This is a genomic window from Mesorhizobium australicum (assembly GCF_900177325.1).
GTDB classification, from domain to species: Bacteria; Pseudomonadota; Alphaproteobacteria; order Rhizobiales; family Rhizobiaceae; genus Mesorhizobium_A; species Mesorhizobium_A australicum_A.
On the sequence record NZ_FXBL01000004.1, the window covers coordinates 1,553,808 to 1,566,105 of the forward strand.

Here is a 12,298-nt window from a genome sequence, read left to right on the forward strand (position 1 = left end):
GACCATCGGTCGTCATGGTGTTTTCCATGACGACCGACGGGACACCATCATGAACAGGGAATGGCACGAGGCGCATCCGCTGCCGCGCAATGCGACGTTCGAGGAGCGTCTCGAATGGCACCGGCAGCACCGCGAGCAATGCGGCTGCCGCGAATCGCCGGCAAACATCCTGAAAGAGCTGGAGAAGCGCGGCCTTCTTGGACCTCGCGCATCTCGCAAGAGCGGCTGACCAGCATGCCGTCGCGTCGCGCCGTGCTTCTGGGAGCCGCCGCGGCTGGCGTTCTGGCCGGCGGTGGCGTGGCGACGGCTTCTTTCCGGCGGGCGCTGGCGGCGGCCGAGGCGCGCATCTCCCGGGGCAGCTCGACGATCGAAACCGGCTTCGGGACGATGGAGTGGGGCGAGGGGGGCAGCGGGCCGCCGATCCTCATGATCCACGGGACGGGTGGCGGCTTCGACCAGGGGCTGGCCTTCTGCCGTCGTCTCAGCGCCGACGGTTTCCGCGTCATCGCGCCGTCGCGTTTCGGCTATCTGCGCAGCGGCTATCCCGACGATCCGAGCTCGGCGCGGCAGGCGGATGCGTTCGTGGACCTGCTCGACCATCTCGGCATCGAGAAGCTGCCCGTCGCGGGCGGGTCGGCCGGCGCGCTGTCGGCGATCGAGTTCGCCATCCGCCATCCCGACCGGTGCAGCGCGCTGATCACCATCGTGCCGGCGACATATGCACCGGAGCGGCCGAGCTTCCAGCCGATGAGCTGGTGGCAGGAGAAGACGATGCGGGCGATGCTGGAGTCCGATCTGCTGTTCTGGGCCGCGCTGGGGACGGCGCGCGACACGATGATCGGCACGATGCTGGCGACCGATCCGGCGCTTGTCTCCAAGGCGTCCGCTGAGGAACAGGCTCGCATTGGCGAGATCCTCTCCGGCATCCTCCCGGTCAGCCACCGCAGCCGCGGGCTTTTGAACGACGCCCGCCTCGCTTCCGACCCGGCGCGGTCGGAGCTTGAGCGCATCCGCGCGCCGACGCTTGCCATCTCGGTGGAGGACGACCGCTTCGGCACGGCCGACGCGGCGCGCCACATCGCGCGCGAGGTTCCAGGTACGCGCCTCGTCGTCTATCCGACGGGCGGGCATGTCTGGGTGGGACACGACGAGGAGCTGTTCGCGGAGGTCGCACGCTTCGTCCGCAGCCGGCCGATGTAGACGCGCCGGCCTATCTCTCTCCCGTCACCACGGGTCGGAGCGGATCCCTGGACCAGTCTAGCATCGATCCGTCATAGACCGAGACGTTCTCGTGGCCGAGCAGAAGCCGGGCGAAGGCGACGTTGCTGGCCGCGACCCCGGCGCCGCAATAGGCGATGACAGGTGTGTCGGGATCGATTCCGGCGTCGGTGAACCGTCGCTCCAAAGAGCCAGGATCCAGGTAGCGGCCGGTCTCGGGGTCGACCAGCGTGCCCGTCGGCACATTGACGCTTTGAGGAATGTGGCCGGGACGTCCGTAGACGATCAGAGAGTCTCCCCTGAATACGTCAGGGGGAAGAGCGTTGACGAGTTGCGAGCTGCCGTCGTCGAGAGCTTTATTGACGGCCCTGGTGTCCACGAACACGCGCTTGTCGGCCGGTCGCCACGCGAATTCTTCCAGCGGAGGCGTGGCGGGCGGAACCGCTCCTGCCTTCACGGGAAGTCCAGCGGCCTTCCAGCCCGCAAAGCCGCCATTCAGCACCGCGGCATTGGTGAATCCGAATGCGCGTAACATGAGCCAGACGCGCGCGGCCCAGCCGGGCTGCGCGGTGGAATAGACCACAACGAAACTGTCCTGCCCGATGCCGAGGGACGCTGCCATACGTGCGAAATCCTCGACCGGCGGCAACGTGAAGAGCAGGCCTTTGACGGGAACGGACAGGTCACGCTCGAGATCGACATAGCGCGCGCCGGGTATGTGGCTCTTCAGGAACTCGGCCTCGCCCGACACGGGCGCGAAGGGGCGGTCCTTGGCGGCGACGAGCGTCGTCGTGACATCGAGCACGACGAGGCCCGGCTCGCCGCGCCTCGCATGGAGTTCCTGCGGCGAGATGAGGAATTCGGGATGCGCGTAGCTTTCCATGGCCGATCCGGGTTCCGCCGGCGCCATGATGCGCGGGCAAGAATTTCCTGTCACACGCGCCGCGCCGTGACAACCGGTCCTAGCCTGCGAGGGCGTTCCTCTCGGCGAGCAGCATCGGCAGATCGGCGACAGAGCCGATGATCGCATCGGCCCGCGCGCGCTTGAACGTGTCTTCCGTGCCGGTGCCCGAGAGCACGCCGATCGAGAGCCCGCAGCCGGCATTGTGCGCCATCTCGATGTCGTGGCCGTTGTCGCCTATCATGGCCACTTCGGACGGCGAAAGGCCGGTGAGGTCGCAAAAGGCGAGCACCGTGTCCGCCGCCGGCTTCGGCCGGGCGACCGCGTCGTAGCCGTAGGCCGCCTCGAACATGCCGGCGATGCCGAGCATGAGGATGGTCTGCTGCGCGCCGGCGGTGGAATCGTTGGTCGCCACACCCATGCGGTAGCCGCCCTGATGCAGGGTGGCGAGCGCTTCCTTGACCCCGGCCACGGCGACCGCCTTCGCCGCCCCGTTGATGGCGGTGATGCCGTTGAAGCGAAGAACGAGCTCCTGCCGCAGCGTCGGCTCCAGCTCGGGATACCAAAGCGCCACGACGTCGGCATTCGTGCCGGCGGCGAAGACCGAATCGGCGATGAAGTGCTTGGCCTTGAAGTCGTAGCCCGCCTGCTGCATCAGCCGGTCCGCCCGCAGACGATCGCCACCGGCGGCCTCCAGCGCCAGCATGTCGCCGATCGAGAACCAGGTGCGGTCGAAGTCGACCAACGTCCCGTCCTTGTCGAAGAGAATACCCCGGATACGCGCCACGGCCTATTCCTCCGCCGCCAATGCATGGATGTGCGCGACGAGGCCGGCGGTCGACGCGTCCCGCCCGGCGGCCGAGGCCTTGCCTTCGACGACGGGCAGCAGCCCGGTCGCCAGCTCCTTGCCCAGCTCGACGCCCCACTGGTCGAAGGCGTTGATGCCGAACAGCGCGGCCTCGACGAAGACGCGATGCTCGTAGAGCGCGACGAGCCGGCCGAGCGCGAACGGGTCGAGCTTCTGGTGGACGATGGTCACGGAGGGGCGGTTGCCCGAGAAGACGCGGTGCGGGGCGATGGTCTCCGCCTTCGCGGCGTCCATTCCCGCCTTGAGGAGCTGCGCGCGCGCCTCGTCGAGCGTGCGGCCGCGCATCAACGCCTCGGACTGGGCGAGGCAGTTGGCGACGAGCAGGTCGTGGTGATGTGCGAGTTCCGGCTCGAACCCTTCCGCAGCGATGATGAACTCGACCGGGATGACGTCGGTCCCTTGATGCAGGAGCTGGAAGAAGGCGTGCTGGCCGTTGGTGCCGGGCTCGCCGAAGACGAGCGGCCCGGTCGGCGTCGTGACCGGCGTGCCGTCGATCGCGACGCCCTTGCCGTTCGATTCCATGTCGAGCTGCTGCAGGTAGGCCGGCAGGCGCGACAGCCGCTGGTCGTAGGGGATGACGGCGCGGGCCGGATAGAAGCAGATGACGCGGTGCCACCAGCCGATCAGGCCGAGCACTGCCGGCAGGTTCTCCAGGATCGGCGCGGTGCGGAAGTGCTCGTCCATCGCATGCGCGCCGGCGAGGAAGCGGCGGAAATTCTCCGGGCCGACGGCGATCATGATCGGCAGGCCGATCGCCGACCACAGGGAGTAGCGTCCGCCGACCCAGTCCCAGAAGCCGAAGACGCGCTCGGCGGGGATGCCGAAGGCTGCGGCCTTGTCGACCGCCGTCGAGACGGCGGCGAAGTGCAGCGAAGCGAGGTCCGCGCCGACCGCGGACTGCACCCAGGCCTTCGCCGTGGTCGCATTGGTCATCGTCTCGATGGTGGTGAAGGTCTTCGAGGCGATGATGAAGAAGGTCGTTTCCGGGTCGAGCGGCTTCAGCACGTCGGAAATGTGGGCGCCGTCGACATTGGAGACGAAGTGCGCACGCGGCCCGTCATGGAACGGAGCCAGAGCCAGCACGGCCATCTGCGGGCCGAGGTCCGAACCGCCGATGCCGATGTTGACGACGTCGGTGATCTTCCTGCCGGTCGCGCCCTTCGTGCGGCCGGAGCGGATGGCGTCGGCGAAGGCTGAGAGCGCTTCGAGCACGCGCGACACCTCGGCGGCCTCCTTCGAGCGTCCGTCGGCCACGCCCGCTGCGGCGCCGCGCAGCGCCACATGCAGCACGGCGCGGCCTTCGGTCAGGTTGATCGGCTCGCCCGCGAACATCGCCGCGCGCTTGCCTTCGAGATCTGCCGCCCGCGCCGTCTTTTCGAGCAGCGTCATGGTCGCGGCGTCGACCGCGCATTTCGACCAGTCGAGAAGCAGGTCGTCGAACGTGAGCGAAAACGCGCCGAAGCGGCCGGGATCGGCCTGGAAGGCCGCCCGCATGTCCTTCGGCGCATCGGCATCGCGATGCCGCCGCAAGGCCTCGATCGATTCGGAAAGGTCCGCTCGTGCCAATTCATCCCCCGGTCTGGTGGTCCTCGGCGGCAAGCTAGCGCGCAACAGGGTCTTATTCCACTTCGGAGGCTGGCCCAATTGTCACAATACAAAACGAAAATGTGGCTTAAGTGATTGTGCCAGTCTTGCTGACATGTTAGTTCCAGGCTAGGCTTGCCTATAGAGAGGAAGTCCGCCATGTCGTCGCGAAACGATGCCGCCATCTGGTCCGGCCTGTTCACCATATCGGCCGAATCCGGCCAGACGCTCCAGGCCCAGATCCGCCAGGCGATCGTAGCCGCCATCCTGGACCGGCAGATCGCGGCATCCATGCCGCTGCCGTCGTGCCGCATTCTGGCGGAAAAGCTCGGTGTCGCCCGCGGCACGGTGGTGCTCGCTTTCCAGCAACTGGTCGACCAGGGATTCCTGATCGCGCGCGAGCGGCGCGGCCACTTCGTCAATCCGGAAGTGCTCGCCATGCCCGCCCGCGGCCCGCACAAGCATGCCGACAACCAGGACGGCGTGGACTGGAAGGCGCGCCGCAAGGTGATGCCCAGCGACCTGCCGAAGCCCTCGAAGCAGAGCAACTGGATCAAGTCGTCCTACCCCTTCGTCTACGGCCAGTTCGATCCCGCGCTGTTCCCGACGGCGGAGTGGCGCGAGTGCAACCGCATGGCGCTGGCGGTGCTGGAAATCCGCAACTGGGCGGCCGACATGGTCGACCAGGACGATCCGGCGCTGATCGAGCAGATCCAGGCGCGGCTCTTGCCGCGGCGCGGCATCTTCGCCAATCCCGACGAGATCATCATCACGCTCGGCGCGCAGAACGCGCTCTACATGCTGGCCACGCTGCTGATGTCCAAGGGTACGCGCGTCGCGATGGAGAACCCGGGCTACCCGGACGCGCGCAGCGTCTTCCGCCTCGCTGGCGCCGAAACCGTGCCGGTGCCGGTCGACAAGGACGGGCTGAAGGTCGGCCAGATCCCGGCCGACTGCGGCTTCGTCTTCACCACGCCCAGCCACCATTGCCCGACCATGGTGTCGCTGAGCCCCGAGCGCCGCGCCCAGTTGCTCGCGGATGCGACGCGCAACAACCAGATCATCATCGAGGACGGCTACGACAGCCAGCTGGTCGACGAGGCGCCGCAGCAGGCGCTGAAGAGCATCGACCGCTCCGGCCGCGTCGTCTATGTCGGCTCGATGTCGAAGACGCTCGCGCCCGGCCTGCGCCTCGGCTACATCGTCGCCTCCGCCGACCTGATCGCGGAACTGAGGGCACTGCGCCGCTTCATGCTGCGCCATCCGCCGGCCAACAACCAGCGCGCCGTGGCGCTGTTCCTGTCGCTCGGCCATCACGAGGCCCTGGTGCGCAAGCTCTCCGGCGCCTTCAGCGAACGCCGCAAGCGGCTCATCCAGGCGGTGTCGGCCTTCCTGCCCGAATGGAAGTCGTCGCCCGCCACCGGCGGCACATCGCTCTGGCTCGAAGGTCCGGCGGGCGTGAACGCGTCCGCGCTGGCGGAGATGGCCGCGGCGCGCAGCGTGCTGATCGAATCCGGCGACCGCTTCTTCGACGGCCCCTCGCGGCCGACGAACTTCCTGCGGCTGGGCTTCTCATCGATCTCGCTGCAGCACATCGAACCGGGAATCCGCGAGCTCGCTACGGCCGCCGGCAGGCGTCCCGCCGCGGCCTGATCTGGACCAGCCGGCGAGAGCCTGTGGCCTAAAAACGGGACTTCCCGGCTTTCGCCGGGCAGCGCAAGACTGACCCGCATGTGAACGGGCGGCAGCACGGCGAAGACAAGCCGGCGCCGCAAGGAACCGGGGAACCAGTCATGAACGCAGTCTTGCAGGAGCAGGATTCGGGCGATGGCAGCCGCATGCGCCGTGCGGGAGGACGCGAGGCCCGCCGCGCGATGCGTGCCGCGCCTCTGGCGGAGGACGTGCGGCCGATCCGGCCGGGCATGGAAGGCGGGCGCTACACGCCGCTCGCCGCGCCTGACCTGGAGCGGGTCCACGAGGCCGTCCTGACGCTGCTCGAGACGGTCGGCTTCGCCAATGCGATCCCATCCTGCATCGAGGCATGTACCAAGGCCGGAGCGACCTATGGCGAGGACGGCCGGCTGCGCTTCCCGCGCGGGCTGGTCGAGCACACGATCCAGATCGCCGCGCGCAATTTCACGCTCCACGGGCAGGATCCGCGGCACGACATGGTCGTGCAGGGCAAACGGGTGCATTTCGGCACGGCAGGTGCTGCGGTGCACCTCGTGGACGTGGAGAAGCGCGAATACCGGGAATCGCTGCTGCAGGACATCTACGACGCTGCCCGCATCGTCGACGGCCTCGACAACATCCATTTCTTCCAGCGGCCGATGGTGCCGCGCGACGTGGTCGACCCTTTCGACATGGACCTGAACACGCTCTACGCCTGCGTGTCCGGGACGACCAAGCATGTCGGCACGTCCTTTACCGTGGCGGACAATGTCGGCCCGGCGCTTGAGATGCTCTATGCGATCGCCGGCGGCGAGGAGAAGTTCCGCGCCCGGCCCTTCGTCTCCAACTCGAACTGCTTCGTCGTGCCGCCGATGAAGTTCGCCGAGGATGCCTGCGGCGTGCTGGAAGCCTGCGTGAAGGGCGGCATCCCGATCCTGCTGCTCTCGGCCGGGCAGGCGGGCGCCACGGCCCCGGCCGCGATCGCCGGCGCGGTCGTCCAGGCTGTCGCAGAGGTCCTCGCCGGCCTCGTCTACGTCAATGCGCTGAAGCCCGGCCATCCCTGCATCTTCGGCACCTGGCCCTTCGTGTCGGACCTACGGACGGGCGCCATGTCGGGCGGCTCGGCCGAGCAGGCGCTTTTGACTGCGGCCTGCGCGCAGATGGCGCATTTCTACGACCTGCCGGGCGGCTCAGCGGCCGGCATGGCGGATTCGAAGCTGCCCGACATCCAGTCCGGCTACGAGAAGGGCATCACCAACGTGCTGGCGGGTCTTTCCGGCCTCAATCTGATCTACGAGTCGGCCGGCATGCACGCCTCGCTGCTCGGCTTCTGTCTCGAAAGCCTGATCATCGACAACGACATGCTGGGCCAGTGCCTGCGCTGCGTGCGCGGTATCGACGTCTCCGACGCGGCGCTGTCGGTCGACGTCATCACGGATGTCTGCATCAACGGGCCGGGCCACTATCTCGGCCACGGCCAGACGCTGAAGCTGATGCAGACCGAATATTTCTATCCGGCGATCGCCGACCGCTTCAGCCCGAAGGAATGGAACGAGAAGGGCCGGCCGGACATCCTGCAGCGCGCGATCGCCGAGAAGAAGCGTATTCTGTCGACCATGTTCCCCGACCACATTCCGCGATCAGTGGACGATCAGTTGCGGGCGCGCTTCCCGAACATCCACCTGCCGCGCTCGGCGATGGTCGGATAGCGACCGACTGCCCGCCCTACGCGGCTTTGGCCTGCGCGGAGAGGCCGAGCCTCGCCCGCGTGGCGTCGTATTCGCGCGCGAGGCGGTCGACCAGCTCGCCTGCCGAGACGATGTCCTTGACTGCGCCGATGCCCTGGCCGCAGCCCCAGATTTCCTTCCACGCCTTGGCCGAGCCGAAATCCATCTTGGACGGATCGGATTCCGGCAGATGGTCCGGGTCCATGCCGGCATTGCGGACGGAACCCTTGAGGTAATTGCCGTGCACGCCGGTGAAGAGGTTGGAGTAGACGATGTCGGCGGCGTTGGAGTCGACGATCATCTGCTTGTAGGCGTCGACCGCGCGCGCCTCCTTCGTCGCGATGAAAGGCGAGCCGATATAGGCCATGTCGGCGCCCATCGCCTGCGCGGCGAGGATCGCGCCGCCATTGGCGATGGCGCCCGACAAGAGCAGCGGCCCGTTGAACCACTGCCGGATCTCCTGGATGAGGGCGAAGGGCGACAGCGTGCCGGCATGTCCGCCGGCACCCGCCGCCACCGCGATCAGGCCGTCGGCGCCCTTCTCGATCGCCTTGCGGGCGTGGCGGTCGTGGATGATGTCGTGCAGCACGATGCCGCCATAGGAATGCACCGCCTGGTTCACTTCCGGGACGGCGCCGAGCGAGGTGATGACGATCGGCACCTTGTATTTCACACACATGGCAAGGTCGTGCTCCAGCCGGCCGTTCGACTTGTGCACGATCTGGTTGACCGCGAAGGGGGCTGCCGGGCGGCCCGGATTGGCGCGGTCGTGCGCGGCGAGCGTTTCGGTGACCTCGGCCAGCCATTCGTCGAGCTGCGCCTCGGGCCGCGCATTGAGCGCCGGGAACGAGCCGACGATGCCCGCCTTGCATTGCGCGAGCACCAGCGGCGGGTGCGAGATGATGAACAGCGGCGAGCCCACCACCGGAATCCGCAGGTTCTTGGTCAGGATCTCCGGCAGCGCCATTCTCGTCTCCTCCGTGTCGATTGACGTTTGCGTAAACGTAACGTCTGTCTAGCAGAATGATGGTCGCGCGCAATCTGCGCAAGCCCGCCTTGCCGGTGGACAATCGCCATCCCGTACCGTGCGCGGAGGCCGGCAGGTTGATTGCCGCCTCACCTGCGGTTAACGATTGCGTGAAAGGGCCTTGCCCGAAGGGAAAACGCCGCTTGGATCCGATCGAACAGGCGATCAGAAACGCATTCACGAAGGGCGATCCCGAGGACCGCGCTTTCAGGGAAAAAGTTTATCGCTCGGCCAGCGCGGCGCTCGAGAAGGCGCTGCAGGCCAATGCCTCGGTGACGCCCGAAGCCGCCGCGCGGCGGCGCAAGAGCTTGCTCGCCGTCGTCACCAGCATCGAGTCGGAGTTCGTGCCCGCGGTCGAGCCGGCAGCTCCTTCGGTCTCGCCGACGGTCGCCCCGCCAATGGCGGCGCCTTCCGTGCCGGTGCGGGAACCCGCGGCCCCGGATATCCCGGCGCCCGTCGCCGCGCGCCGCGACGAGCCTTCTTTCTTTCCGGACTCCCCTCGCGCCGAGCCGCCGGTCTCGCGTGATCCCGCACCCGACTGGCCGGCTGCGCCGGCCCCGGAGCGCGCCGAGCGGCCGGCTCTGGCGGGAGAGCCTCGGCAGGCTCCGGCAAAGCCGGCGGCGCGGTCCGAGGACAAGCCGAAGCGCAGCCGGAGCCGCTGGGGGGCGATCGCCGGCCTGCTGTCCTTCCTGATCATCGTCGTCCTTGCGGTATGGATCGCGGCGGAGTTTGGCCTGTTTGGCCCGCCAGGCGGCGGGCAGCCGCAGGCATCCGGCCCGACCGCGTCCGACAACGGGTCCGGAACGGAGGGCGCGCCGCGCAGACCGGGCGAGGACCAGGCGCTGGAGGACTGGATCGTGGTGTTCTCGCCCGACGATCCCACCACTGTCGCGGCGGCGGCTGGAGCCAAAGCCGAGGTCGTGGAAGCGGGCGGCGACAAGGCGATCCGCATTGCGTCCGGCCAGTCCGGAGCCGTCGTGCGCTTCGATATCGGGCAAGGCACGCTGGAGAGGATCGCTGGCAAGCATGCGGTGTTCGACATCGTCGCCCGCACCGGCGACGGGCCGGAGACGCAGATGTCCATTTCGTGCGATTTCGGCGCGCTCGGCGATTGCGGCCGCAACCGCTACATCGTCGGGTCGCAGCGCTCCGAGTTCCTGCTGCAGGTGGACGTGCCGGCCGGGACGCCGGCCGGGGCAGGCGCGATCGAGATCCAGTCGGACGTCGAAAATGGCGGCAAGGCGGTCGAGATCCTGCAGATCAGGGTCAGCGCCAGCGCGCCCTGATCAATCGGGCAGCAGCGCCTGAAGCGTTTCCAGCCGGTCCGCCTCGGCGGTGGGCTTGTCCCATCTCAGCCGCGAGATGCGCGGAAAGCGCATCGCCACGCCGGAGCGGTGGCGGGTCGAGCGGTTGAGGCCCTCGAAGGCGATCTCCAGCACCAGTCCGCTCGTCATGTCGGCCCGCACAGAGCGTACCGGCCCGAAGCGCTCGATCGTGTTGTCGCGAACGTATTTGTCGATCTGTTTCAGCTCCTCGTCGGTGAAGCCGAAATAGGCCTTGCCGACCGGCACGAGTTCCGGAGCAGCCTCGTCGCCCGCCCAGACGCCGAACGTGTAGTCCGAATAGAAGCTCGACCGCTTGCCGTGGCCGCGCTGCGCATACATCAGCACCGCGTCGACCGTGAACGGATCGCGCTTCCACTTGAACCACGGCCCCTTCGGCCGGCCGGGCACGTAGGCGGAATCGTGCCGCTTCAGCATCACGCCCTCGATCACCGGATGCGGCGGCGACATGCGCTGGGCATTCAGCTCGTCCCAGGTGTCGAACGGCACAAGCGGCGAGAGATCGAAGCGCCGCGGATCGAGCGAGGGCATCAGCGCCTCCAGCCGCGCCCGCCGATCGACGAAGGGCAGGGGGCGCAGATCCTCCGCGCCGTGCTGGAGAAGATCGTAGCAGCGCATGAAGGCGGGATATTTCGCGGCGAGCTTCGCCGAGACCGTCTTGCGGTTGAGTCGCTGCTGCAGGTCGGAGAAGCTGCCCGTCGCCGAGGGCGACCCCACCAGCAACTCACCGTCGATGGCGGCCTCGAAGTCCATCGCGTCGAGCAGGTCCGGGAAGGCTGTCGCGACGTCGTCGCCGGTGCGCGAATAGAGCCGCCGCACGCCGCCTTCGCCGATCGCCTGCACGCGGATGCCGTCCCATTTCCATTCCGCCGCATAGTCGGCCGGATCGGCCTTCTCGAGGTCGCGGTCCTCCACCGGATGGGCGAGCATCACCGGCCGGAACATCGCGAGCGCGGCCGCGGACGGCTTTTCCGCGCGGCCCTCGAGCCAGGCGAAGAGCGAGAGATAAGGCGGCTTCAGCCCGTGCCAGAGTTCCTCGATCTCGTTGGCTTCCTTGCTGCCGAGCTCCGCCAATGCCTGCTTGGCCAGCCGCGCGGACACGCCGATGCGCAGTCCTCCGGTCGCCAGCTTGATCAGGGCGAAGCGGGCGGGGATGTCGAGCCGGTCGAGCAGGTCGGCGAAGATGCGCGGGCCGTCGGCCCTCCCGGCGCGCTGCAGCGTCGCGACGATCTCGGAAAGGCGAGGATCGTGCGTTTCATCCTGCCGGGGCGTCTCCGGCCAGACGAGCGAGATCGTCTCGGCGAGGTCGCCGACATAGTCGTAGGAATAACCGAAGAGCACGGGGTCCATGCGTTCGGTCACCAGCGTCCTGAGCATCGCCGGCTTGACGGAGGGGATATCGAGATCGCCGGTCAGCACGGCGAGCGCGAGCCCCCGATCCGGATCGGGCGTGGCGGCGAAATAATCGACGAGCAGCGTCAGCTTGCCGTTGCGCGACGGCGTGAGCACGAGACGGTCGAGGAGTTCGGCGAAGCGGCGCATCCCACTACGATCCAAAAACCGGAGATTGCAGAAATATGGAATACAATCTAAAGTAAACACGACGTCGGGTGTGTTCTAACGGGAGGGGAGCATGACTGTTCCGAAGACGAGAAACTGGGAAGCCTGGATCGACCTGATGCCGGGATCTCCGTCCAAGCTGATCGTGACAGGTCAGGTCGAGACGACGGCGGGCAACAAGGTGCCCAGGCTGACGGAGGCGAAGCCGCAGGGCGTCAACCCAAAAATCCTGATCCTCGACCTGTCGATCGTAAAGGAGGGAGATGTCGGAACCGACGATGTCTCCTATCGGGACGCCCGTTTCACCAAGCCGGCATCGAGAGGCCAGTACACCCAGGTCGAGATCCGCTTCGGGACAGAGCATGTCACGACGATCGAGGTTGGCGAGACGCACTGACA

Annotated in this window: 11 protein-coding genes; 6 read left to right on the plus strand and 5 right to left on the minus strand. The window is 67.6% G+C overall.

What is annotated here, in order from left to right; all coding sequences use genetic code 11:
* Positions 1–49: 49 nt before the first annotated feature.
* A complete protein-coding gene (locus B9Z03_RS29805) occupies positions 50–229 on the plus strand; it encodes a hypothetical protein (RefSeq protein ID WP_176247485.1) in 180 nt (59 codons plus the stop codon).
* Between the two features lie 5 nt (positions 230–234).
* Complete coding sequence (locus B9Z03_RS09925) at positions 235–1,200, plus strand: alpha/beta fold hydrolase (protein WP_176247486.1); 966 nt, start codon at positions 235–237, stop codon at positions 1,198–1,200.
* Between the two features lie 10 nt (positions 1,201–1,210).
* Here the strand turns inward: B9Z03_RS09925 and B9Z03_RS09930 are convergent, their stop codons facing one another.
* The 3 genes from B9Z03_RS09930 to pgi form a co-directional block, all read right to left on the minus strand.
* Positions 1,211–2,101: a sulfurtransferase gene (locus B9Z03_RS09930; protein ID WP_085467582.1), complete on the minus strand. Its 891-nt coding sequence runs from the start codon at positions 2,099–2,101 to the stop codon at positions 1,211–1,213.
* Positions 2,102–2,180: 79 nt separating this feature from the next.
* Positions 2,181–2,906, minus strand: a complete 726-nt coding sequence (locus B9Z03_RS09935; RefSeq protein ID WP_085464064.1) for an HAD family hydrolase — start codon at positions 2,904–2,906, stop codon at positions 2,181–2,183.
* A 3-nt stretch (positions 2,907–2,909) separates the two neighbouring features.
* Entirely contained in the window at positions 2,910–4,481 is a 1,572-nt protein-coding gene (gene pgi / locus B9Z03_RS09940) for a glucose-6-phosphate isomerase (RefSeq protein WP_244561898.1), read from the minus strand.
* A gap of 249 nt (positions 4,482–4,730) precedes the next feature.
* Between pgi and B9Z03_RS09945 the strand changes: the two genes are divergently transcribed.
* Complete coding sequence (locus B9Z03_RS09945) at positions 4,731–6,224, plus strand: MocR-like pyridoxine biosynthesis transcription factor PdxR (RefSeq protein ID WP_085464066.1); 1,494 nt, start codon at positions 4,731–4,733, stop codon at positions 6,222–6,224.
* A gap of 140 nt (positions 6,225–6,364) precedes the next feature.
* The gene (locus B9Z03_RS09950; protein ID WP_085464067.1) at positions 6,365–7,951 is read left to right on the plus strand and encodes a trimethylamine methyltransferase family protein; all 1,587 of its coding nucleotides are present in this window, start codon (positions 6,365–6,367) and stop codon (positions 7,949–7,951) included.
* Positions 7,952–7,967: 16 nt separating this feature from the next.
* Here B9Z03_RS09950 and B9Z03_RS09955 read toward each other — a convergent pair whose 3' ends face one another.
* Entirely contained in the window at positions 7,968–8,936 is a 969-nt protein-coding gene (locus tag B9Z03_RS09955; RefSeq protein WP_085464068.1) for an NAD(P)H-dependent flavin oxidoreductase, read from the minus strand.
* 203 nt (positions 8,937–9,139) lie between these two features.
* Here B9Z03_RS09955 and B9Z03_RS09960 point away from each other — a divergent pair, with 203 nt between their 5' ends.
* Positions 9,140–10,282, plus strand: a complete 1,143-nt coding sequence (locus B9Z03_RS09960) for a hypothetical protein (protein ID WP_085464069.1) — start codon at positions 9,140–9,142, stop codon at positions 10,280–10,282.
* Here the strand turns inward: B9Z03_RS09960 and B9Z03_RS09965 are convergent, their stop codons facing one another.
* A complete protein-coding gene (locus B9Z03_RS09965) occupies positions 10,283–11,881 on the minus strand; it encodes a cisplatin damage response ATP-dependent DNA ligase (protein WP_085464070.1) in 1,599 nt (532 codons plus the stop codon). It abuts the gene before it with no gap.
* 91 nt (positions 11,882–11,972) lie between these two features.
* On the opposite strand from B9Z03_RS09965, the gene B9Z03_RS09970 reads away from it, so the two are divergent.
* Positions 11,973–12,296, plus strand: coding sequence for a hypothetical protein (locus B9Z03_RS09970; RefSeq protein WP_085464071.1), 324 nt, complete (start codon positions 11,973–11,975; stop codon positions 12,294–12,296).
* Positions 12,297–12,298 lie beyond the last annotated feature (2 nt).